This is a genomic window from Devosia sediminis (genome assembly GCF_016411825.1).
GTDB lineage: Bacteria > Pseudomonadota > Alphaproteobacteria > Rhizobiales > Devosiaceae > Devosia > Devosia sediminis.
In genome coordinates this window covers 93394-114597 of record NZ_JAEKMH010000003.1, presented here as the reverse complement: position 1 = coordinate 114597, position 21204 = coordinate 93394, and the positions used below count along the sequence as shown (strand labels likewise).

The 21204-nt window shown below is 63.6% G+C and carries 21 protein-coding genes and 1 tRNA gene; 5 read left to right on the top strand and 17 right to left on the bottom strand.

Annotated elements, in window-relative coordinates; all coding sequences use genetic code 11:
* From JEQ47_RS13620 to JEQ47_RS13605, 4 genes are all read right to left on the bottom strand, one after another.
* Positions 1 to 654 (bottom strand): GNAT family N-acetyltransferase, encoded by a 654-nt coding sequence (locus JEQ47_RS13620; RefSeq protein WP_198876988.1) that lies wholly within the window; start codon positions 652 to 654, stop codon positions 1 to 3.
* On the bottom strand, positions 651 to 1520 hold the full coding sequence (locus JEQ47_RS13615) for an NAD-dependent epimerase/dehydratase family protein (RefSeq protein ID WP_198876987.1): 870 nt from the start codon (positions 1518 to 1520) through the stop codon (positions 651 to 653). Before JEQ47_RS13615 ends, JEQ47_RS13620 begins: the two co-directional genes overlap by 4 nt.
* Positions 1520 to 2653 carry a tRNA epoxyqueuosine(34) reductase QueG gene (gene queG / locus JEQ47_RS13610; protein ID WP_198876986.1) on the bottom strand — a complete coding sequence of 378 codons (1134 nt, stop codon included), beginning with the start codon at positions 2651 to 2653 and terminating at the stop codon, positions 1520 to 1522. Before queG ends, JEQ47_RS13615 begins: the two co-directional genes overlap by 1 nt.
* A gap of 109 nt (positions 2654 to 2762) precedes the next feature.
* Complete coding sequence (locus tag JEQ47_RS13605; RefSeq protein WP_198876985.1) at positions 2763 to 3443, bottom strand: glutathione S-transferase family protein; 681 nt, start codon at positions 3441 to 3443, stop codon at positions 2763 to 2765.
* A 120-nt stretch (positions 3444 to 3563) separates the two neighbouring features.
* Here JEQ47_RS13605 and JEQ47_RS13600 point away from each other — a divergent pair, with 120 nt between their 5' ends.
* Positions 3564 to 4376, top strand: a complete 813-nt coding sequence (locus tag JEQ47_RS13600) for an undecaprenyl-diphosphate phosphatase (protein ID WP_198876984.1) — start codon at positions 3564 to 3566, stop codon at positions 4374 to 4376.
* A 51-nt stretch (positions 4377 to 4427) separates the two neighbouring features.
* Here JEQ47_RS13600 and JEQ47_RS13595 read toward each other — a convergent pair whose 3' ends face one another.
* A complete protein-coding gene (locus tag JEQ47_RS13595) occupies positions 4428 to 5054 on the bottom strand; it encodes a LolA family protein (protein ID WP_198876983.1) in 627 nt (208 codons plus the stop codon).
* A 115-nt stretch (positions 5055 to 5169) separates the two neighbouring features.
* On the opposite strand from JEQ47_RS13595, the gene JEQ47_RS13590 reads away from it, so the two are divergent.
* Both JEQ47_RS13590 and JEQ47_RS13585 read left to right on the top strand, forming a co-directional pair.
* Positions 5170 to 5475, top strand: coding sequence for a hypothetical protein (locus tag JEQ47_RS13590; RefSeq protein ID WP_198876982.1), 306 nt, complete (start codon positions 5170 to 5172; stop codon positions 5473 to 5475).
* Positions 5476 to 5667: 192 nt separating this feature from the next.
* Positions 5668 to 6015, top strand: a complete 348-nt coding sequence (locus JEQ47_RS13585; protein WP_198876981.1) for a hypothetical protein — start codon at positions 5668 to 5670, stop codon at positions 6013 to 6015.
* A 76-nt stretch (positions 6016 to 6091) separates the two neighbouring features.
* On the opposite strand, the gene JEQ47_RS13580 is transcribed toward JEQ47_RS13585, so the two are convergent.
* The 4 genes from JEQ47_RS13580 to JEQ47_RS13565 all read right to left on the bottom strand — a co-directional run bounded on the left by JEQ47_RS13580 (position 6092) and on the right by JEQ47_RS13565 (position 11489).
* Positions 6092 to 6634, bottom strand: a complete 543-nt coding sequence (locus JEQ47_RS13580) for an ATP-dependent Clp protease proteolytic subunit (RefSeq protein WP_198876980.1) — start codon at positions 6632 to 6634, stop codon at positions 6092 to 6094.
* Positions 6635 to 6785: 151 nt separating this feature from the next.
* Positions 6786 to 9395 carry a DNA translocase FtsK gene (locus tag JEQ47_RS13575; protein WP_236020897.1) on the bottom strand — a complete coding sequence of 870 codons (2610 nt, stop codon included), beginning with the start codon at positions 9393 to 9395 and terminating at the stop codon, positions 6786 to 6788.
* A 346-nt stretch (positions 9396 to 9741) separates the two neighbouring features.
* Positions 9742 to 11121, bottom strand: a complete 1380-nt coding sequence (locus JEQ47_RS13570) for an ammonium transporter (RefSeq protein ID WP_198876979.1) — start codon at positions 11119 to 11121, stop codon at positions 9742 to 9744.
* A 29-nt stretch (positions 11122 to 11150) separates the two neighbouring features.
* Complete coding sequence (locus tag JEQ47_RS13565; RefSeq protein WP_086471426.1) at positions 11151 to 11489, bottom strand: P-II family nitrogen regulator; 339 nt, start codon at positions 11487 to 11489, stop codon at positions 11151 to 11153.
* 271 nt (positions 11490 to 11760) lie between these two features.
* Between JEQ47_RS13565 and JEQ47_RS13560 the strand changes: the two genes are divergently transcribed.
* Positions 11761 to 12987 carry an FAD-dependent monooxygenase gene (locus tag JEQ47_RS13560; protein ID WP_198876978.1) on the top strand — a complete coding sequence of 409 codons (1227 nt, stop codon included), beginning with the start codon at positions 11761 to 11763 and terminating at the stop codon, positions 12985 to 12987.
* A 38-nt stretch (positions 12988 to 13025) separates the two neighbouring features.
* Here JEQ47_RS13560 and JEQ47_RS13555 read toward each other — a convergent pair whose 3' ends face one another.
* Genes JEQ47_RS13555 through JEQ47_RS13545 form a run of 3 tightly spaced genes read right to left on the bottom strand, consistent with a single transcriptional unit; the run spans position 13026 to position 14868 of the window.
* A complete protein-coding gene (locus JEQ47_RS13555; RefSeq protein ID WP_198876977.1) occupies positions 13026 to 13250 on the bottom strand; it encodes a Trm112 family protein in 225 nt (74 codons plus the stop codon).
* The gene (locus JEQ47_RS13550; RefSeq protein ID WP_198876976.1) at positions 13250 to 13918 is read right to left on the bottom strand and encodes an LON peptidase substrate-binding domain-containing protein; all 669 of its coding nucleotides are present in this window, start codon (positions 13916 to 13918) and stop codon (positions 13250 to 13252) included. The genes JEQ47_RS13555 and JEQ47_RS13550 overlap by 1 nt, the downstream gene beginning before the upstream one ends.
* 8 nt (positions 13919 to 13926) lie before the next feature.
* Complete coding sequence (locus JEQ47_RS13545) at positions 13927 to 14868, bottom strand: thioredoxin family protein (RefSeq protein ID WP_198876975.1); 942 nt, start codon at positions 14866 to 14868, stop codon at positions 13927 to 13929.
* A 196-nt stretch (positions 14869 to 15064) separates the two neighbouring features.
* Here JEQ47_RS13545 and JEQ47_RS13540 point away from each other — a divergent pair.
* Positions 15065 to 15139 (top strand) — tRNA-Gly (locus JEQ47_RS13540).
* 556 nt (positions 15140 to 15695) lie between these two features.
* Here the strand turns inward: JEQ47_RS13540 and JEQ47_RS13535 are convergent.
* From JEQ47_RS13535 to JEQ47_RS13515, 5 genes are all read right to left on the bottom strand, one after another.
* Positions 15696 to 16571: a hypothetical protein gene (locus tag JEQ47_RS13535; protein ID WP_198876974.1), complete on the bottom strand. Its 876-nt coding sequence runs from the start codon at positions 16569 to 16571 to the stop codon at positions 15696 to 15698.
* Positions 16568 to 17749, bottom strand: coding sequence for a Shedu immune nuclease family protein (locus tag JEQ47_RS13530; RefSeq protein WP_198876973.1), 1182 nt, complete (start codon positions 17747 to 17749; stop codon positions 16568 to 16570). Before JEQ47_RS13530 ends, JEQ47_RS13535 begins: the two co-directional genes overlap by 4 nt.
* Positions 17750 to 18038: 289 nt before the next feature.
* Complete coding sequence (locus JEQ47_RS13525) at positions 18039 to 19094, bottom strand: ABC transporter ATP-binding protein (RefSeq protein WP_198876972.1); 1056 nt, start codon at positions 19092 to 19094, stop codon at positions 18039 to 18041.
* A 12-nt stretch (positions 19095 to 19106) separates the two neighbouring features.
* Positions 19107 to 20186 carry a Gfo/Idh/MocA family protein gene (locus JEQ47_RS13520; RefSeq protein ID WP_198876971.1) on the bottom strand — a complete coding sequence of 360 codons (1080 nt, stop codon included), beginning with the start codon at positions 20184 to 20186 and terminating at the stop codon, positions 19107 to 19109.
* Positions 20183 to 21202 carry a Gfo/Idh/MocA family protein gene (locus JEQ47_RS13515; RefSeq protein WP_198876970.1) on the bottom strand — a complete coding sequence of 340 codons (1020 nt, stop codon included), beginning with the start codon at positions 21200 to 21202 and terminating at the stop codon, positions 20183 to 20185. Before JEQ47_RS13515 ends, JEQ47_RS13520 begins: the two co-directional genes overlap by 4 nt.
* Positions 21203 to 21204: the final 2 nt, after the last annotated feature.

Here is a 21204-nt window from a genome sequence, read left to right as displayed (position 1 = left end):
TCACCGCGTCGCGAGGCGGGTCTTTTGCGCCCCGTTCGCGTCGAAATTGTCGGGTGCGAGCCAGCGCTCGTATTCGGCGCGCAGGGCCGGCCATTCGCCGTCGATGATCGAGAACCAGGCCGTGTCGCGGCTCTCACCCTTGGTGATCATGTCCTGCCGGAACACGCCCTCGAAGGTGAAGCCGAAGCGGGTCGCTGCGCTCTTCGAGGGCTCATTGCGGTCATTGCACTTCCATTCGAAGCGCCGATAGCCGAGATCGTCGAAGGCGTGGCGGGCAAAGAGATAGAGCGCTTCGGTGGCCAGCCGCGAACGAGCCATGGGCAGGCCCCAATAAACACCACCGATCTCGATGGAGCCGTGTTCGGGGCGGATGCGCATCCAGCCCTGCTGGCCAAGCGCCTTGCCGCTGGCCTTGTCGATGATGGCGACATATCTGGTATCGCTGTTCCAGTCGGCGGCGGCGAAGCGCGCCTCCACCTCCGCCAGCGTTGCGGGCGCCGTGCTGAAGAGCCAGCGATAACGCTCGGCGCCGCCCTCCATGGTGGAGACGGCGAACAGGTCGGCGGCGTGCTTGGCCGCGAGCGGTTCGAGGCGGACATAGCGGCCTTCGAGCACGATCGGCTGGGGTGCTGACTTGGCAGGTTGGGGCGTCATTGTTCGCTTTCGAGGATTTGCCGGAGGCCGGCACGATAGTCCGGATAAAGCAGGTCGATGCCGAGCGCCGTCTTGATGGCGCGGTTGGAGACCCGCTTGTTATCGCGATAAAAGCTGCGCTGCATCGGTGTCATTTCCGCCGTCTCGTAGGGCAGGTCCTGTGGCACCGGCATATTGATCATCTTTGCCCCATATTCGATGACATCCTGGGGCGGGGCGGGTTCGTCATCGGCGAGGTTGAAGGTGCCGTCGAGCCGGGCTTCGGCGGCCAGGGCCGTCACCCGGGCGATATCCTCGACATGGATGCGATTGAACACCTGGCCCGGCTTGATCACCCGCCGCGCCGTGCCCTCACGAAGTTTGTCAAAGGTCGAGCGCCCCGGCCCATAGATGCCGGCCAGCCGCAGGATCGTCAGCGGCACGCCGCGAGTGGTGGCAAAGTCGCGCCATTCCTGTTCGGCCAGCACCCGGCGATCGGAGCGCATATTGCGCGGCACCAGCGGCGCCGTCTCATCGATCCAGTCTCCGCCGAAATCGCCATAGACCCCGACGGTGGAATAATAGCAGAGCCATTTGAGGTCAGGTGCTGCAGCAAGGTCGTCCCGGAAAAACCGCAGCACCGGATCGCCATTGTCATCAGGCGCGATCGACTGGATCACATGGGAGGCCGAGACCAGGGCCTCGGCGATTGCGGGCGTTTCACGCGTGCCATCGAATTGCAGCACCTGATGATAACGGTCTGCTAGCAAATTGGCCTTTTCCGGCGAGCGCACGGTCCCCGAAACGAGCGCCGATCGATCCCGCTCCCGGATCGCCCGCGCACTGGCCTGCGAGGAAAATCCCAGCCCGAAAAAGAACGCCTGCATCACACCACTCCGGCCCATTCGTCGCGCACCGAGCTATCGCCTTCCGACGACAATCTGTCCAGCCGCATGGCTTCAGCCCGGTCAGGATCGAGCCGCCGCAGCGCCCAGACGGCAGCGCCCCGCACCACGGGATCGGGGTCATCGAGCCGTTCCAGAACGGCCGGAACAAGGCTCAGGTCATCGGAATTGCCGATGCCGATCAAGACGTTGCGGAGAAGGCGCGCAACGCCGATGCGCTTGACCGGCGAACCGGCAAAGAGCGCGCGGAACCCCGCATCGTCGAGCTTGACCAGATCGGCCAGGGCCGGCCGCTCGAATTCCGGGCGGCTGCGGAGGCGCGCCTCGCGGCTGACCGAAGCGAACTTGTTCCACGGGCAGACGGCGAGGCAATCGTCGCAGCCATAGATGCGATTGGCCATGGGCCGGCGGAATTCGCGCGGAATCTGGCCCTTATGCTCGACCGAATAATAGGCAAGGCACTTGCGGGCATCGAGCCGGAAGGGCGCCGGGAAGGCATTGGTCGGGCATATGTCGAGGCATTTCGTGCAGGAGCCGCAGCTCTCGGCGTGTGGCGCATCCACCGGCAGTTCGGCGGAGGTGAGAATGGCGCCGAGGAACAGCCAGGAGCCAAAGTCGCGGCTGACCAGCACCGAATGCTTGCCCTGCCATCCGAGTCCCGCAGCCTCGGCAAGCGGTTTTTCCATCAGGGGCGCGGTGTCGACGAAGACTTTGACATCCGCGCCGGCGCGCCGGGCAAGGAGACCGGCGAGTTCCTTGAGCCGCCCCTTGATGATGTCGTGGTAATCGCGATTGCGCGCATAAGCCGAGATGATGCCGAGTTTCTTTTCGGCGAGCAGCGCCATCGGATCGGTCTGCGGCCCATAATTGACCCCGAGCAGGATGACCGAGCGCGCCCCGTCCCAAAGTTTTTGCGGGCTGCCGCGTCGCTCCTCGGTCTCGGCCATCCACTCCATGTCGGCGTGCCAGCCCTCGGCCAGGGCATGGGCCAGTTTTTCGGGCAGGTCCGGCCGCGCATCGGCACGAGCAATGCCAAAGGCGTCAAAACCCAGCGCTTCGGCGCGGGTTCTGATGTCTTCGACAATCCTATCGGCAATCTGCGATGGGCCAGCCATTTGTCATCCGGGTCATTCCCGCGGAAGCGGGAACCCCTGTTTAGGCGCCCACTGCCCACGCTGCAAACGGAGGTCCCCGCTTACGCGGGGATGACGCGGGGGAAGGCTGCTAAAAATCGAGGTTCGCATAGCCCTTGGAGGGCGGCATGGCGGTCACGCGATCATTGAGCAGGGTGCGGAAAGCCGGGCGGGACTTGATGCGCGAATACCAGTCGCGCGTTTCGTGCGGCGCCTTGGACCAGTCGATATCGCCCATATAGTCGAGGGTGGAGAAATGCGCCGCCAGGGCGAAATCGGCCAGGCTCATCTCGTCGCCACCTACCCAGTTGCGGCTGGCCAGCAGGTAATTGAAATAGAGCATATGCTCGACGAAATTGGCCTTGGCCGCCCGCAGCACCGCCGGTTCGGGCGTGGCGCCGCGCAGGTCGCGCTTGGCGATCTTTTCCTCGACAAGATAGCGGGTCACCTCGTCATTGAGTTTGACCAGCGCCCATTCCACCAGCCGCCACATCTCGGCGCGCGCCATCGGGTCGGCCGGCACGAGCCCGCCGACGGCATCGGGTGCATAGAAATCCTCGATGACGTGGAGGGTGGCGAGAATGCCCACCACGGCCTGCTCGGTATCGGTGAACAGGATGGGCAGGGTGGCGGCCGGATTGATTTCCAGCAGTGCCTCCTCGCGCAGCCAGGGCTTGATCTCCTCAAGATCGAGCGGCACCCCGTATTCGGCGCACATCAGCCGGACGAGACGCGAGGCTGGATCGAGGGGATGGTGCACGAGGCTGGGCATGAACTGACGCTCTGAACTGTTGCGGACCCGGCCCTGCTCCTGCGCGCCTTGGCGCTCCTGCCGAACAGGGCTAAGAGAGCGCAGCAGAGGGTGACCCAATAAAACGAGTTAGGGGATCAAATGAACGCCGATCAAGGTCTTTTTGTGCCGCTGATCCTTGGAATTCTCGAAGGGCTTACCGAATTCCTTCCGGTCAGCTCGACCGGCCACCTGCTGCTGGCTGGGCACTTCTTCGGGCTGACCCAGCCGGCCACGTTTATCGTGCTGATCCAGCTCGGCGCGATCCTGGCCGTCGTCACCGTCTATTTCGCCAAACTGGGCCTGCTGATCCGCGACGCCTTGACCGGAAAAGCCTATGCTTGGCAGTTCGCGCTTTCGGTCATTCTCGCCTGCCTGCCCGCCGTGGTGGCGGGCGTGCTGCTGCGCGACTTCATCCAGGGCGCGCTCTGGGAATCGGCGGCGCTGATCTGCATCACGCTCCTGGTCGGCGGCATCATTCTCCTGATCGTCGACCGGTTGCCGCTCGAACCAAAATACGACGACATCTACCATTTCCCCTGGCACCTGGCCGTGATCATCGGGCTCTTCCAGATGATCTCGCTGATCCCGGGCGTATCGCGCTCCGGCTCGACCGTGGTGGGCGGCATGCTGTTCGGCGCCTCCAAGCGCGCGGCGGCCGAGTTCACCTTTTTCATCGCCCTCCCCATCATGGTCGGCGCATTCGGCTACGATCTCTATAAGAGCCGCGACCTGATCGACGCTTCCATCGCGCTCAATGTCGCCATTGGCTTTGCCGCGGCCTTCGTGGTGGCGGCGCTCGTCGTGCGCTACCTGCTCGATTTCGTGTCGCGCTATGGCTTTGCGCCCTTTGCCTGGTGGCGCATCCTTGTAGGCGGCGCCGGGCTCATCGCCATCTTTGCTTTCGGCCTCTAGAAAAGCAAAAGCCCCGGCTCGCCGGGGCTTTCTTGTGCCGTCTTCCAACCCTCAGGCCGGATCCTTGCCCCGATAGGTCGAGGGGAAGGTGAAGAAGTTGGGTGGGATTTCGACGTCCTTCTGCACGTCATAGAGCGAGAAGGTCAATTCCGAACCATTGGGCTCGACCAGCGTCCACTGCGCCAGATCCTTGGTCTCGGTATCGAAGATCAGCGAGACCTGCACGGTGCCGGCCACGGTATTGTCGATGACCGTGACGCTGATATAGCCATCGGTATTGGTGATATCGACCACATTGGCATTGAGCAGATTGATCTCGGCGCCGAGGAACTGACGCAGCGGGATGGAGTCCTGCGGATAGGCGTAATAGGTCTCTTCGCGCCGGTCGATGACATAGAAGCCACGGCCCACCGAGACGATCTCTTCGCGGCTGGGCGGCGCATAGCGGAAAGCGATCTTGTCGGGCCGCTCGAGGAAGAAGGTGCCTTCCTGCCTGCCGCCCTGGCTGTCGATCTGCAGGAACCGCCCCACCATGGTGCGGATGGCCGAATTGTGCACGTTGATGTCGTTGATGAGCTGCTGCTCCTCCGGGGTGAGGGCGCGGCTCTGGGCCAGTGCCGGCAGAACCGGCGAAAGTGCGGCAGCAAGACCAAGCATCAGGGCTGTGCGGCGAATCATCGGCTTTAAATTCCTCGCGGATCTTTTGGTGAAACCTACCCTAGGCAGCAATTGCGGCAACAGCGGGAAAGTTCCATTGTGGTTCCCGAAGTGGTTAGCGCGGGCGGGAGGGGCTATGCGGAAAAGACTTCTGGTTGCGGGGCTCGCGCTCATCGCAACGCCAGCATTGGCCGCCCTGCCACCGCATTACCAGCGGCAGAACGAACTTGAGGCCATCATCGCGCATGTCGTCGAGGAATTCGGCATAAGCCACCCCATCGAAGCCATCATCACGACCGACACCGACTTTTACGAAGTGATCAGCGGATCGTGCCGGATGGAGGTGGTGATCGTTGATGTGCCGCTGGGATTGGGCGAACAACCCGCATCCGGGCCGCGCCGCTTCGCGGTGGAATCGGGTCCCCTGGTCTGCGACGAATAGCGGTGCAGGATTTTCCACGCTGCGTCTTGCTGAGGGCGATGTCGTCCTCCCGCTTCCATGCGCACCTACCAGAGGACGAACGCTGACGATCACGTTTTCTGGCGCCGATCACATTCGCGGAACGGGGCGATGGGGGCACCGTTGCCTCCGCATCACCGGACAATCAGGTCCGGCCAACTCGGAGGAGTTTCCATGCAGGACCACGAGAAGAACCAGAACGACCGCGGCTTCGAATCCGACAAGAACCAGTTCGGCCAGCAGAGCCAGGGTGGGCAGCAGTCCGATCAGAACCGCCAGGGTCACCAGGGCGGCCAGCAGTCGGGCCAGAACCAGCAGGGTCAGCAAGGTGGCCAGTCCCAGCAAGGTGGTCAGCAGAACCGCCAGAACGACCAGCAGTCCGATGACATGAACCGTCAGGGCGGCATGGGCGGCCAGCAGTCCGACCAGCAGCAGCGCCAGGGTCAGCAGGACGATCAGTTCAGCGACAATCAGCAGAACGATCAGCGCCCCGGCCAGAACAACAATAATCAATATCGCTGATCGGTAACTTGCCTTGGGCGGCGGCGGGCTTTACCGCGCGCCGCCTCAGGCGATCAAGGGGGGACCAGAAATGCCGCTAGATCTGCACGATCTGCTGCCCCTGTGGCAGCGCAAATTCCCGGACAGCATTGACCAGCCCATAATCAACGGCCTTGGACGGCGGGATGTAGATCTCGCTGTGACGCCGGGCCGCCAGGATGTCGCTGGGGATCCGGCTCCGCTCACGCAGGATGTTGTCCGTACGATCATCATCCGCCAGTGCCGCATCCAGCGTTGATTGCAGCCGCCGCGCCGTAAGACCCTCGGACTGGCCCATGGTCGTCGGGTGGATCATGAACATCGCATGGGTCGAGCAGTAGCGCTCCTGCGCAGCCAGAAACACCGAGACCGCGATCGAGCCAACCGAGCCGCTATTGTAGATGACCAGATGCAGCGGCAGGGCGCGGATATGGTTATAAAGATAGACGCCGTCGGCGACATAGCCGCCATTTGAGCTGAAGGCGAGATGGACGGTATCCACGCCGCCATTGACCGCCGAATTCAGCGCCCCAGCCAGCCGCCCTACGCCCCCCGGCTCGATCGGGCCGGTAAATCCGAAGTAAGCAACGTCGTTGGCCATGCAGCTCTCCTCCATGGGCAAACGATGCGCGCGGGAAATGGATGCTTGTGCCTCCCGCCTCCAGCACTGCAGAGAACACAGGAAAGCGCCGCCGACACCATGACGGCGCCGGCGGCGATTGTAATTTGATGAGGACTATCGATCAGATCGATCAGTAGCCGTCGGCATTGTTGCCGACGAGGATTTCGCGCTTGCCGGCATGGTTGGCCGGGCTGATGACGCCTTCGCGTTCCATGCGCTCGATCAGTGTCGCCGCCTTGTTGTAGCCGATGGCGAGGCGCCGCTGGATATAGGAGGTGGACGCCTTCTTGTCGGTCATGACGATATGGACGGCCTTGTCGTAAAGCTCGTCGCCCGAGCCGGCATAGTCGTCGCCGCCGGCACCATCCTCGCCATAGCCACCCTCGTCGTCTTCCTCGGTGATGTTGTCGAGGTAGTCAGGGGCGCCCTGGCTCTTCAAGTGGTTGACCACCGCCTCGACTTCATTGTCCGACACGAAGGCGCCATGCAGGCGCTTGGTGCGGCCGCCCGAGGCCATGTAGAGCATGTCGCCATTGCCCAGGAGCTGTTCGGCGCCCTGCTCGCCCAGAATGGTGCGCGAATCGATCTTGCTGGTTACCATGAAGGAGATACGGGTCGGGAAATTGGCCTTGATCGTGCCGGTGATCACGTCGACCGACGGGCGCTGCGTGGCGGTGACCATATGGATGCCGGCGGCACGGGCCATCTGCGCCAGGCGCTGGATGGCGCCTTCGATATCCTTGCCGGCGACCATCATCAGGTCGGCCATTTCGTCGACGATGACCACGATATAGGGCAAGGGCTCGAGATCGAACTCCTCGCTCTCATAGATCGCCTCGCCGGTTTCGCGATCGAAGCCAGTCTGCACCGTGCGGCTGATGGTGCGGCCTTCCTTGGCGGCCTCGGAGACGCGCTGGTTGAAGCCGTCGATGTTGCGCACACCGATCTTGCTCATCTTGCGATAGCGGTCTTCCATCTCGCGCACGGCCCATTTGAGCGCCACGACCGCCTTTTGCGGATCGGTGACGACGGGCGTCAGCAGATGCGGAATGCCGTCATAGATCGAGAGTTCGAGCATCTTGGGATCGATCATGATCATGCGGCACTGCTCGGGCGTCATCTGGTAGAGCAGCGAAAGGATGAAGGTGTTGATGCCGACCGACTTGCCCGAGCCCGTGGTACCGGCGATCAGCAGATGCGGCATGCGCGCCAGGTCGGCAATGACGGGCTCGCCACCAATGGTCTTGCCCAGGCAGATCGGCAGCTTGCCGCGCATCTTCTCGAAGTCGGACGAGGCCAGCATTTCGCGGAAGAACACGGTTTCACGCGTCTGGTTGGGCAGTTCGATGCCGATGGCATTGCGGCCCGGCACCACGGCGACGCGGGCGGAAATGGCGCTCATCGAGCGCGCAATGTCGTCGGCCAGCGAGATGACGCGGCTCGACTTGATGCCAGGGGCCGGCTCGAGTTCAAAGAGGGTCACGACCGGGCCGGGGCGGACATTGATGATGTCGCCCTTGACGCCGAAATCGGCCAGCACCGCTTCGAGCTGACGGGCCATTTCCTCGAGCCGCTCCGGGGCGTGCTCGGGCGAGGGACCGGCGCGGCGCGGTTCGGCCAGGAGGCTGAGCTCGGGCAGTTCGAAACCATGCGGTTCGTCGAGCAGCGAGCCCTGGGCCTCGCGGAACTGGCGCTGGCCCTGAGCCGGGCGCGGGGCGGGGGCGGTGACACGCGGCGCGGCCGGATCGACCGGATGGAAGCGGGAATCGCCGCGCTGGGTGCGATTGACCACCGGCGCGTCGGGGACGAAGGGAATGGCGTCGTCCTCGGGCTCGTCGGGATAGTCGATGGCGGTATCGTCGTAATCGGGCTGCGCCTTGATGCGCGCACTCGGCTCGAAGCTGGGCTCGACATGCTGGGCAGGCGCATGGATGCGGCGCTGGGGGGCACTGACCACAGGCTCGCGCTCCACCGCCACATCGGGGGCATGGCGGGCCGTCATGGCCGGCTCGGTTTCGTGTCCGAAATCCTGTTCGTCTTCCACGGCGCGGCGGGCGGCATGCTCGGCCCGGGCGCGGCGGAAGGCGGTGCGCATGGAATAGCCCATATGGACGATGGCGCCCATGGCGACTTCGACCAGCGGATTGGGTTCGCGCTCGTCAGCCTCGGCGGCCTTGCGGGCGGCGGATGCCTTCTGCGGCTTGACCGGGATCGAGGTGCCGAGGCCCATCGCAATCCAGAACAGGGCAAGAGCCGGGGCGGCCAGGATGATGGCGAAGAGGGTCGAGGTGATGGCCTGCGGCTCGCTGCCGGCAATCAAGCTGGCGAGCGCGGTGAACATGGATCCGGCAAGGCCGCCGAGACCGGTGGGCAGGGGCCAGGTTTCGGGCAGGGCCACAAAGGAGAAGACACCGGCAAACAGCAGTACCGCCCCCAGCCAGGCGACGAGACGCAGGCCGAAGCGGCTGACGGCACGGCGGCGCGCCATGGCCCAGCCCCAGATGGCGAGCGGCACGACCATGACGAGGCCGGCAAGGCCCAGGAACTGGAAGGTGAGATCGGCGATGACGGCGCCCGGAAAGCCCAGCCAGTTGGCCGCGGTCTTGCCCGTCGCCAGCGACAGGGAGGGATCATCGACCGACCAGGAGGCGAGCGAGAGCAGCAGAACGGCGCAGAAGCCCAGAATCAGCGCGCCAGCGACTCGCAGGGGAATGCGGATGGCGATGGCCGGCGGCGGCATCGGGGCGCTGACGGTGCGCGTCGAGGCGCGCGGCGCACGGGCCGGCAAGCTGCGGACTTCATCGAGCGTAGGAACGGGATGGCTGGGCATGGACACGCATTACTCGTTGTCGGCCCGCAAACCATCAGCGTGGGCCGTAATGGGCTCATGCTAGCGGTGTGTGGTTAATCGCGTGCTAACCATCGGAATTTGCCGGTGGGAACTGGCCCGGGAGTGCGGCTCGCGTTGTTTGCGAGTGGGAAGCCTCTGTGGCGGGCCAAAGAGAACACGAGCCGCACGCCCCGACCAGCCGCATGGCTGCGACGCTGGGGCAGGATTGGGCGGCCCGTGGGCCGCCCAGGAGCGCTTAGTTGTAGGCGCGTTCGCCGTGGGTCGAGAGGTCGAGGCCGTCGCTTTCGGCGGCTTCCGAGACCTTGGCGCCACCGAACAGGGCCTTGACGATCAGCATGGCGATGAGCGCCACGACGCCGGACCAAACGATGGCGATGACCACGCCGGTCAGCTGCACCATGAACTGGCCGCCGATCGAGTAGGCCGCTGCGTCGCCGAGCGGGTAGCCACCAAAGCCGGGGGCCGCGACGACGGCGGTGCCGAGGGCACCGACAATGCCACCCACGCCATGGATGCCGAAGACGTCGAGGCTGTCGTCATACTTGAGCAGCGGCTTGAGATTGACGACGGCCCAGAGGCAGACCACGCCGGCAATGGCGCCGAGCACGATGGCACCGCCGACGCCGGCAAAGCCAGCGGCCGGGGTGATGGCGACGAGACCGGCAACGGCACCCGAGACAGCGCCGAGGGCCGAAGCATGGCCACGGGTGATGCGCTCACCCAGGGCCCAGGCGAGGGCGCCGGCGGCCGGAGCCAGGACGGTGTTGATCAGGGCAACGGCGGTGAGGGCATTGGCTTCGAGGTTGGAGCCGGCATTGAAGCCGAACCAGCCGAACCAAAGGAGGCCGGCGCCGACATAGGTCAGGACCAGGTTGTGGGGCGGGATTGGTTCCTTGAGGAAGCCGACGCGCGGCCCAAGCACCAGGGCGGCGACCAGGGCAGCGACACCCGAATTGATGTGAACCACGGTGCCACCGGCAAAGTCATAAGCGCCCATGCCGAACAGCAGGCCGGGGCCCGACCAGACCATGTGGGCCATCGGCACATAGGAGAAGGTGAACCAAATGGCGAGGAAGGCCATCAACGCGCCGAACTTCATGCGCTCGGCAATGCCGCCGACGATGAGGGTCGAGGTGATGCAGGCGAAGGTGAGCTGGAAAGTGACGAAGACCAGTTCGGGTAGCTCGAAGCCAGCCGAGAAGGTCGCGGCACGCGAATCGAGCGTCACGCCATTGAGGAAGAATTTCGAGAAGTCGCCGATAAAGGCCGAGAGACCGCCTTCGGTGGGGCCGGCAAAGGCCAGCGAATAGCCATAGGCTACCCAGAGGATGGCGATCATCGAGAAGCCGAGGAAGACCTGGGTGAGGACGCTCAGCACGTTCTTGGCGCGCACGAGGCCGCCGTAGAAAAGGGCAAGGCCCGGGATGGTCATGACGATGACGACCATGGTCGAGACGAGCATCCAGGCGACGTCGCCCTTGTCGACGACGGCAGCGGCTTCTTCGACGACTTCAGCGGCGGCGGCAACGCCGGGCGCGGCATCCTGGGCAAAGGCCGGCAGGGCCATCAAGAGGGAGGCCAGTGTCGCACCCCCCAGGACTTTGGACATTTTCATTGTTGTTGTCTCCGGAAATGGGATGCGGGTCACAGCGCCGAGGCGCCGGTCTCACCGGTGCGGATGCGGGTCACGGCCAGGAGGTCGAGCACGAAAATCTTGCCGTCGCCGATGCGACCGGTCTGAGCGGCATCGCGAATGACGGTGCTGACCTGGTCGGCCAGGGCGTCGTCGACAGCGATCTCGACCTTGAGCTTGGGCAGGAAATGCACCGCATATTCCGTGCCGCGATAGATTTCCGAGTGACCCTTCTGACGACCGTAACCCTTGACCTCGGTGACGGTCATGCCGTGCACGTCGAGCGAATTGAGCGCCTGCCGGACCTCTTCGAGCCGTGACGGCTTGATAATGGCAATCACCAGTTTCATCTGACCCCCTTTGACGCTGATGCGCGTTGGAACGGTCAAACCACACTCAAACTGCATGCCAAATGGGCGCGCTCGAAATTGAGCAGCGTTTACAGCGGCTTAACAAACGGCATTCGGCGGCGACTCAGAAATGGGCAAATCACTGCCTATGTATTGCGCACAAAGAGAGGGCTCTGCTTATAATTTGCGCAGGCACATTGTGGCGTGACGCGGCAATGATGCACTTGCCTCCCGAGGGGCGGGAACCGACAATGGCGGCAAGGAGACCGGCATGTCCAAAACGCAAGCGCAGCAGCATGATGTCATCATTGTCGGCGGTGGCCCGGTGGGCCTGACGCTGGCCCTGGCGCTGGTGCAATCCGGCCCCGGAATGCGCATTGCGCTGGTGGACCGGCGGCCGCTGAGCGTGCCGCGCGACAACCGGGCATCCGCCATAGCCGCCGCGGTGCGACGGATCTTCGAGGCGCTCGGCGTATGGGCGCCGATGGAAGGGCAGAGTCAGGCCATCTCCGCCATGCACATCACCGATTCGGGCGAGGGCGACCTGGCACGGCCGCTGTTTTTGCGCTTTGACGGCGATGTCGGTCCCGGAGAGCCCTTTGCCCATATGGTGCCGAACCAGGCCAGCGGCGCGGCGCTGATGGCTGCCATCGAGGGGCGGATCAGCGTGGTCGCCCCGGCCGAGATCGCCGACTGGTCGGCGGACGAGACATTTGGCCGGTTGACGCTGGCGGATGGACGCGTCCTGGCGGCGCCGCTGATCGTCGCGGCCGACGGGGCCCAATCGAGCCTCAGGCAACGCGCCGGCATCGAGACGTTCGGGCATGACTACCAGCAGACCGGGCTGGTCGCCACGATCGGCCACGAACTGGCGCATGACGGCGTGGCCTATGAGCATTTCCGCCCCGCGGGTCCCTTTGCCAGCCTGCCCCTGCCGGGCAACCGATCCTCGCTGGTCTGGACCGAAAGCAGCCGTGAGGCACCACGCTTCCTTGCCATGAACCAAGAAGAGCTGGCGCTGGAGATCGAAGCCGTGATGGGCTCGACCCTGGGGCGGGTGACGCTAGAAGACAAGCTGATGGGTTTTCCCTTACGCCTGCAACTGGCCAAGAGCTTTGTCGGACCGCGCCTGGCGCTGGTGGGTGATGCCGCCCATGTCATCCACCCCATTGCCGGTCAGGGCCTCAACCTCGGCCTCAAGGATGTGGCGGCGCTGGCGGAAGTGGTCGTCGACGCCATGCGCCTCGGGCTCGACCATGGCGCGGCCGATGTGCTGGAGCGCTACCAGAGCTGGCGGCGGCTTGACACCGCTTCGATGGCCGCGGTGACGGACGGGATGAACCGGCTCTTTTCCAACGATGTGGCGCCGATCCGCGCCCTCAGGGATTTCGGCCTGGGGCTCGTCGATCGCGCGGGGCCGATCAAGTCGACGCTGATCCGCGCCGCCTCGAGCGTCGGCGGCGGCGCTCCAAAACTCCTCAGCGGCATGCCCATCTGAGACCAAGGCTAGCAGAGCCCAAGGGGCCGGGGATAAGCCTAGCGGCTGAGGCGCTGGATTTCTTCCGGATCGACATTGCGCGCCTCATCGAGGCTGAGCAGCGGGACGCCCTTGCGGATGGGAAAGGCGAGGCGCGCCGCGACCGAGATCAGCTCGGCCCGGTCGGCGGAAAGGGTCAGGCGGGTCTTGGTCAGCGGGCAGACCAGCATGTCGAGAACCTGCGGCGACACCACATGGCGCGGATCGGCGGGCGCTTCAGCCATCAGTTGAGCGGGGCCGCGCCGTCGGAGCCGCCACGCGCCATCTCGTATTCGGTCATGGCGATCAGGGTCTCGGCGCGCTCTTCCAATGTATTGGCCTCGAGCAGGACCTGCTTTTCGGCGGCGCCATAGGGCGAGACCATGCAGCAGAAATTGACGAGGTCGGCTGTGCCGGTCGATTCGATCTCTTCCCAGTTGAGTTCGAAATTGGCGAATTCGGCATAGTCGCGCATCATCTTGACGAAACGGACCCGATCCACCGCCTCCTCGCCGTGATTGCGGGAGAAATCGGCTTCGTAGCCTTCGGCGGAAATCACGCATTGCCGATAGGGCGTGAGCACGGTCAGTTCATGCATCAGGCGGAAGCGGGTGACGCCTTCGAGGATGATGAAATAGCGCCCGTCGCCACTTTCCTCGAAATGGGTGAGGCGCCCCAGACACCCCACACTTTGCAGCGGGGCGCGACCCTTGGGGCTTTCCTCGCTGGTGTCCTCGGGCTGGATGAGACCGATCAGCCGGTCACCGCGCAGGGCAGCGTCCACCATTTCGATGTAGCGCGGCTCGAAGATGTTGAGCGGGCGATGCGAATAGGGCAGCAGCAAAGCCCCGCTCAGCGGAAAGACCGGAACGGATTTTGGCAGTTCGGCCGGGCTGGTCGGTCGCTTGGGCATGATGAACCTTAGGAGAAGAGCACGGCCGAGAGCAGGCGGCGGCCCTTGAGCGTGGCCGGGTCCTTTGGACCCCAGGCCTCGAACAGTTCGAGCAGCTTCTTGCGGGCAGCATCCTCGTTCCAGGACCGGTCGCGCTTGAAGCTGGCGACCAGGGCCTCGGCGGCCTCGATGCGCTTGCCCTCGGCGTTGAGCACCACGGCCAGATCCAGCCTTGCCTGGTGATTGTCGGGATCGGCGGCGATCGCGGCTTCCAGCGTTGCCGCTTCGGACAGGCCCGCAGCCTCGTCCTTGAGGCGGATGGCATTGGCGAGCGTCGTATAGGCCTCGCCCTTGCGCTGGTCCTCGGGCACCATGTCGAGCGTGACCTTGGCCTGCTCGGCTTCGCCGGCAGTCATGTAGACGCCGGCAAGGCCGATCAGCGCCTCGGCATTGTCGGGGACATGCTGGAGGATCTGGCCATAGATCTGGGCAGCCTGGCCCAGTTCGCCGGCGGCTTCAGCCTGCCGGGCGATATCGAGGGCATCGGCGATCTGGGCTTCGAGCGAATCCGCCTGCGGCGGCGCGGAGGGGGCGCCGGCGATCACCTTTTCGGCAAAGCGCCGCACTTCACCCTCCGGCATGGCGCCCATGAAGCCGTCCACGGGGCGGCCGCCGGCAAAGGCAAAGACGGCCGGAATGGACTGCACGCCGAGCTGGCCGGCAATGTGCGGATGCTCGTCGATGTTGATCTTGACCAGCTTGATGGCGCCGGCCTTCTCGGTGACGACCTTTTCGATGGCCGGGCCGAGCTGGCGGCAGGGGCCGCACCAGGGGGCCCAAAAATCCACAAGCACCGGCTGTTCGAGCGATGCGTCGATGACGTCGGCCTTGAAGCCGGCATCGGAACCGTCCCGGATGAGATCGGCGGGAACCGGGGCGGCGCCGGGAGCGCCATCAAAGGACAGGGTCATGATTTCAACTCTTCAAGTGCAGAGAAAACTGAGCGTTGGCGGCCTTTTTGCGCCTCACGGAGGGCTCGTGGCAACCCCCCTTTCCCACAGGCGCCCGGAAGAAACGGATTTCCGCAAAAAACCGGGTTGCAATCGGATCGGCGATTGGGCATATAGCGCCCGTCGCCGCACTTACAAGTGCCGGAGACAACGGAGCGCGGGTGTAGCTCAGGGGTAGAGCATAACCTTGCCAAGGTTAGGGTCGTGGGTTCGAATCCCATCGCCCGCTCCAATTTCCCAAGATCGGGATACGACAAAAGGCCGGACAGCAGTCCGGCCTTTGTTGTTTTCGGGTTGTCGTTAAATGCGCGGATTTGTGCGCTGGACGTGCAGAGGTCCCGCCTCGCCCATGGGGCTATCGGGTGCACGGTAACGAACGGCCGGCGGCCCAAACGAACGTTCAAGAACTGAGCCACTGGCCGTTCGTCACGGCATCGGCTTGCTTAGGGGGCCCGGTCCTCAGGCGGTACCTTTGGGGTCCGGCTGCCGGCGCATCTGCGCTGTCCGATAGGTGACCCCAGCCGTCCGGTCCCATGTTTAAGGGGGTGCCGTCAGGCTGGCGCCAGACAGCGCCGAAGTTTTCTACCCACGCAGGAGAGCGCCCTCTCCATCCGATCCTCCCCGCCCGACCCTGCGTCGGGGCCGCGTGTGTGACGGGGATGGGGGCAGTATGGGGCGGAATTTGGGGGCGGGGATAAGTGTTTTGGAGTGGCGGCGTTCGACCCCGTCTCAGTCGTGGAGGCCCTAACCTCTAATTCCCGAAAGCCGACATTCATTTGATAGAGTGATTACGCGCGCCGCGCGGGTATTCGGAGGGATGTATAGGGCGCCCCGCCGAGCCCTGGCAGCATAATAAGCTGCGACGGCGTCACCTTGGGCATCATCCCGGCAATCTGACCTGGCTTCGTGAACCGCGCTCGCGGGTGTTCGAACGGCAGATTGTAAAACTGCGGATCCGATGTAGCTGCAAACGACACGTGCAGGTTGTCGTGGAAGGATACGAGGGCCACTACAATACTTTTGTTGTCTGTGTTGCAACGGTAGTTGAACTGCCCATCTGATGTCTTTCGCCCTTGAGCTAGCCGACCGGCCAAAGGCATGATGGACAACATCTGCTCGACGTCTTTGATGGCCAGCCCGAAGTTGAGATACCACCACGCCTGCACCCCGCCGTGGTCGGGCAATCGGGAGTCGGTGTGCTCTCGATACAAGGCCATGCCCAATTTTGCGCTGAAAACGTCTAGGTATGCTTTGGTCAGCGGACCATCGGCTTTAATCATGGCCTGACGGGTAAGTACGCCGTTGGTGTTTAATAGGACAGGCTCGACGCGGGCAGGGCTTAGAAGCTCGGCTAGAAAGCCCGGGGCAAGCTCCATGAGCATGTTCCGCTGGGCAAAAGCCTCCTGAAAGCGCCAGTCGCCCAGTGCCCCATTGGCGTCTATCCGCGCCATGAAGCTGGCCACTAGGTCGGCAGCACTCGTTCCATTATTGCACGCCGCACAGGTGGCAAACTCCATCCCGCTCGCCCGGTCCCGCTTGCGGAACATACCAATGGGCGGCATATGCTCTTGGTGCGTGGTGGGCTGGCCGCAATAGATGCACTCGCCATCGCGTGACATCACCTCTGCTCGGCTTCGGCTTCTCTTCCCCAGCTTCTGGCTCACTCAGCCTTACCCTCGGCCGACGCATCCTCCACAATGAACCGCGCCCGCGCATATAGCTCGTCGAAGGTCAGTACCTCCGGCCATCTGAGCGAGCGGCGGAACAGCTCGAACGACCTGAATTTGTCCTTGTTGGTGCCTTCGGGCGTCTGAAACTCGCCAAGGTTGCCAACAACCAGGAACGACCGTGGCTGGAACTGGAACAGGGTCTCGCCGGTTGGATCGCCGCTTTCCAGATGCGTCGGCTGATATACCTCGGTCAGGTCCTCAAGAGCGCGCTGCACCGTCACCTGAATTTGTGAGACGGCCCCCGCAAGCTCAACGCTCGGAGCGAAAACGCCTGGGCGGTAGTATTTGACCAGCTGGGTGTCAGACGTTTTGATCTCGACAAAACACAGGGAGTTGATGGCCGCCACGGTCTTCATCAGCCCGTCCACCTCCTTGCCCCGCCCGCTGATGTTGTAGCCTGCCACCTTGTTCCGCAGGGCCCGACCGTCCAGCTCTGACATGGCTATGTAGGACAGGCCGTAGCCGAATATCCAAGTGTTCCGTTCAAAGAAGGCCTGCCAAGCTGCCTCAAGACTCTTTTTCTTCTCGGCTTCGGCTTGCCGAAAATCAGCGTCATCGAGCATCTGGCGGAAGTGGGCAAGCTCGCGGCGTCTGCGTGCCAGCCCCACTATGTCTTGCGCCTCGATGTCGTTCTCCAGCACGGCATTCAGGAGGGTGGGGTCTTCCACGAGCACGCGAGCAATCTGTCGCCGGTCGAACGTGGACTGTACCAAGGTACGGTCGGACACCCGGCCGCCTTGCTCATCAACAAAAATCATCGTCTCGGAAGAGCGGATGAAGTGGAGCAACTCGTCAATCTCTCGACCGCGCAGGGAGAAGGCGATCTCCTTGTTGGGTCCACCCTTGTTGTTCCACTTCTGGAAGGTGAGGTTCGTTATCTGGTGGTCGTCCTCGTACAGAGTTGCCTTTAGCTGGTACCGGGCGGCTTCTGCTTCACGCAAGACAACCTCTTTACCTTCCTTCATAGCCACCACCCCGCCTTTGCCCTCGATCACACGATGAAGAAACCGCCTCGGGCTCACCGGCCGTTCAAAGATGGCGCTGATGCGTCGCGAGTAATACGTGTATCGGGGGATGCGTCCCCAAAAGTACGTTTCATCGCCGTCCGACATAATCTTCCCAGCACAGAAATCCTGATACCAAACATATCCGTTCTACTTAGCGAGAGTCTCGCGTTGCGACGTAATCCACAGGGGCGCAGGTCCGACTTGTCGACTTGATTGCCAAAACCTGCCAGTCCGCTCCCCACCCCCATCCCGCCCAAACAAAACACCCTCGGGAAAGGCCCGAGGGTGTTGGAGCGTGCCTAGGAGGGGCGGCGCTCCGCCATTTGCGCATAGCGCTCATGGCCTCCTTGCCTCAAATCTCTCCACCGGAGAGATTTGCCCTAGCGGGTCGGCGCTACCTTATGGCATTGCCCTCGGCGTCGAAGATATGGGCCTTGGCCGGATCGACATAGGCGGAGACGGACGAGCCGATTTCGACATGGCGCTGCCCTTCGAGGACGATGGTGAGCGCCTGACCGTCGCGGGTCGTGGCATAGACCACGGTCTGGCCGCCGAGATTTTCAACGAGATCGACGGTGAGGTCGGCGAATTTCACGCCCGAGCCTTCGACGATGGTGATGTGCTCGGGACGGATGCCGAGCGTGGTGGCGCCGGTGACGTCGCGGCCGAGATCGAGGGCGACGCCGCCGGTCCTGAGCGCGCCGGCTTCGACGGTTGATGTCATGAAATTCATCTTCGGGCTGCCGATGAAGCCGGCCACGAAGAGGTTGCGGGGATTGTTGTAGAGCTCGAGCGGGGCGCCCGCCTGCTCGATGACGCCGGAGCGCAGCACCACGATCTTGTCGGCCATGGTCATGGCTTCGACCTGGTCGTGGGTCACGTAGATCATGGTGTTCCCCAGATCATAGTGCAGCTTGGCGATCTCGACGCGCATGGCCACACGCAGTTCGGCGTCGAGATTGCTGAGCGGTTCGTCGAAGAGGAAGATCTTGGGTTCGCGCACGATGGCGCGGCCGATGGCGACGCGCTGGCGCTGGCCGCCCGAGAGCTGCTTGGGCTTGCGCTTCAAGAGCGGCTCGATCTTGAGGATTTCGGCGGCGCGCTGCACGCGCTGGGCGATCTCGGCCTTGGGCATCTTTGCCGTTTCGAGACCGAAGGCCAGGTTCTGGTAGACCGACATATGCGGATAGAGCGCATAGGACTGGAACACCATGGCGATGCCGCGGCGGGCTGCCGGGACCTCGTTCATGCGCTGGCCGTCGATCAGGAGATCGCCCCCGGTGATCGGCTCGAGGCCGGCAATCATGCGCAGCAGGGTCGACTTGCCGCAGCCCGAGGGGCCGACAAAGACGGTGAAGTCGCCCGGCTCGATATCGAGATCGACGCCGTGGATCACCTGTACGTCGCCATAGGCTTTCTTGATCTGACGCAACTGGATGGAGGTAGCCATGGTCTTGTCTCCTTAGCGGAACTCAGCCGGCACCCAGCTCTGGTAGAGCGGATGTTCGGGACCGAGCGGCAGCGTGACCTCGGTATGGGTTGAAGAGGAGTGGTAGAAGGCCGTCACCAGTTCGAGCGCGCGGCGGCTGTCGGCACTGGACACGGGCAATTCGCCCTTGCCGAAAATGGCGTCGTGGAAGCGGGCCATCTGGGTCTGGAAGCGGCTCGGCACGTCCTGCCAATTGGCCAGCAGCGCCTCGATCCTGGCCTTCACCTCGTCATTGCGCGGCAGGATTTTCCAGAGTTCCTTGCCCGGATTGTAGGGGGCGTGGTCGCTCTCGATGGTGACGTTTTCGAACTGCAGGCGGATGCGGGTGATCTCGTCGACCGAGCCCAGGGTGGCCGTGAGGCTGGCGAGCGCCCCCGACTTCATTTCGAGCGAGGCCGAAATGCAGTCCTCCACCTCGATCGGGTTGACGCGGGTGGCGACGCGACCGAACACCCGGGCGATGTCGCCCATGAGATAGGTGAAGATGTCGTGCGGGTGGATGGCGTGGCCCATGAGGACGCCGCCCAGTTCGGTCTTCCACTTGCCGCGCCAGGGAATGGCGTAATAGGGCGCCTCGCGACGCCAGAAGGTTTCCACCGTGCCGACATAGGCCTTGCCGGCAATGCCGGCATCGATGATGCGCTTGGCCTGTTCGATGCCGTTGCCGAAGCGGTACTGGAAGACCGGCATCAGCTTGCCCTTGGCGGTCTTTTCGATCTCCATGATCGCGTCGACCGCCTCGAGCGAGCCGACCAGCGGCTTTTCGCAGACCACATGCTTGCCCGCTTCGAGCGCGGCTTTCACCATGAAGAAGTGGGCGCCGGGCGGGGTGCAGACGTCGATGACGTCGACATCGTCCATGGTGAGCAGTTCGTTGAAGTCGAGGATGCGGCGCTCGATGCCGAATTCATCGCCGATCTTGTCGAGCCGAGCCTGGTCGAGATCGCACAGCGCCACGACCTTGAACTTGTCGGCATTGGGCAGGTAGCCCTCGACGATATGCGAGCGGCCGATGCCGCAGCCGACGATGGCGACGTTCAATACGCGGCTCATTGGGCCCACTCCGTCCCGACTTCGGCCATCTGCTGGGCAGTGAGCGCCAGTTTCATGGCATTGTAGCAGCGCTCCTGCGGCATGGCCGTTTCGGTGCGGTTCCTGACGTCGTCGAGGAACTGGCGGCCAAAGGGCAGATCGACATTGGCGCAGTCGACATGCTGCACGCCCTTCCTGTCGACGAGGAAGAGGTGATCCTTGCCGGGGCGGCCGGCGATATCGACATATTTGCGCAGCTCGATATAGCCCTCGGTGCCGAGGATGGTCAGGCGCCCGTCGCCCCAGGTGGGCAGGCCTTCGGGCGTGAACCAGTCGACGCGGATATAGCCCGACGAGGTGGCGGTGCGCACATGGGCGTCGCCGACATCCTGGAGGCCCGGCCGATTGGGATTGCCGCGATTGGCGACGCTGGCCGAAACCACTTCGCCATCCATGGCGCCCGAGAAGAACAGGAACTGCTCGAACTGGTGGCTGGCGATGTCGCAGAGGATGCCGCCATAGCGATTGCGGGTGAAGAACCAGTCGGGGCGGTTGTTGAGGCGGAGCGAATGAGGGCCGAGGCCGACGGTATTGACCACCTGGCCGATGGCGCCCGCGGCAATGAGATTGCCCGCTTCGACCGCGGCCGGCACTTCGAAATGCTCGGAATAGAGCACCGAGAAGATGCGGCCGGTTTCCTTCTGAACGCGTTTGATCTCGTCGAGCTGGGCAAAGGTGGTCATGCCCGGCTTGTCGGTCAGCACATCCTTGCCGTGCCGCATGGCGGCCAGGCAGATGTCGGCCCGGTCGCCCGGAATGGCGGCGGTAACGATGACCTGGATGGAGGCATCCTCGAGGATGGCCTTGGGGTCCGAGACGCGCTTGGCTTCGGGGAATTTCTCGCCAAAGGTCTTGGCGAGATCATCCTCGATGGCGTGGAAGGCGACGAATTCGGCGCCAGCGCGCTTCAGGCATTCCACCTGGCCATAGATATGGGCGTGGTTGATGCCGATGGCGGCAAACTTGATGTCAGACATAG

Coding starts and splice junctions, on each gene's coding strand:
- JEQ47_RS13595 (WP_198876983.1), bottom strand. CDS start 5,054: ATGATTCGCCGCACAGCCCTGATGCTTGGTCTTGCTGCCGCACTTTCG.
- JEQ47_RS13580 (WP_198876980.1), bottom strand. CDS start 6,634: ATGGCCAACGACGTTGCTTACTTCGGATTTACCGGCCCGATCGAGCCG.
- JEQ47_RS13520 (WP_198876971.1), bottom strand. CDS start 20,186: ATGAGCCGCGTATTGAACGTCGCCATCGTCGGCTGCGGCATCGGCCGC.
- JEQ47_RS13515 (WP_198876970.1), bottom strand. CDS start 21,202: ATGTCTGACATCAAGTTTGCCGCCATCGGCATCAACCACGCCCATATC.
- JEQ47_RS13590 (WP_198876982.1), top strand. CDS start 5,170: ATGCGGAAAAGACTTCTGGTTGCGGGGCTCGCGCTCATCGCAACGCCA.
- JEQ47_RS13560 (WP_198876978.1), top strand. CDS start 11,761: ATGTCCAAAACGCAAGCGCAGCAGCATGATGTCATCATTGTCGGCGGT.
- JEQ47_RS13525 (WP_198876972.1), bottom strand. CDS start 19,094: ATGGCTACCTCCATCCAGTTGCGTCAGATCAAGAAAGCCTATGGCGAC.
- JEQ47_RS13600 (WP_198876984.1), top strand. CDS start 3,564: ATGAACGCCGATCAAGGTCTTTTTGTGCCGCTGATCCTTGGAATTCTC.
- queG (WP_198876986.1), bottom strand. CDS start 2,653: ATGGCTGGCCCATCGCAGATTGCCGATAGGATTGTCGAAGACATCAGA.
- JEQ47_RS13565 (WP_086471426.1), bottom strand. CDS start 11,489: ATGAAACTGGTGATTGCCATTATCAAGCCGTCACGGCTCGAAGAGGTC.
- JEQ47_RS13530 (WP_198876973.1), bottom strand. CDS start 17,749: ATGTCGGACGGCGATGAAACGTACTTTTGGGGACGCATCCCCCGATAC.
- JEQ47_RS13585 (WP_198876981.1), top strand. CDS start 5,668: ATGCAGGACCACGAGAAGAACCAGAACGACCGCGGCTTCGAATCCGAC.
- JEQ47_RS13570 (WP_198876979.1), bottom strand. CDS start 11,121: ATGAAAATGTCCAAAGTCCTGGGGGGTGCGACACTGGCCTCCCTCTTG.
- JEQ47_RS13605 (WP_198876985.1), bottom strand. CDS start 3,443: ATGCCCAGCCTCGTGCACCATCCCCTCGATCCAGCCTCGCGTCTCGTC.
- JEQ47_RS13575 (WP_236020897.1), bottom strand. CDS start 9,395: ATGCCGCCGCCGGCCATCGCCATCCGCATTCCCCTGCGAGTCGCTGGC.
- JEQ47_RS13615 (WP_198876987.1), bottom strand. CDS start 1,520: ATGCAGGCGTTCTTTTTCGGGCTGGGATTTTCCTCGCAGGCCAGTGCG.
- JEQ47_RS13555 (WP_198876977.1), bottom strand. CDS start 13,250: ATGGCTGAAGCGCCCGCCGATCCGCGCCATGTGGTGTCGCCGCAGGTT.
- JEQ47_RS13620 (WP_198876988.1), bottom strand. CDS start 654: ATGACGCCCCAACCTGCCAAGTCAGCACCCCAGCCGATCGTGCTCGAA.
- JEQ47_RS13545 (WP_198876975.1), bottom strand. CDS start 14,868: ATGACCCTGTCCTTTGATGGCGCTCCCGGCGCCGCCCCGGTTCCCGCC.
- JEQ47_RS13550 (WP_198876976.1), bottom strand. CDS start 13,918: ATGCCCAAGCGACCGACCAGCCCGGCCGAACTGCCAAAATCCGTTCCG.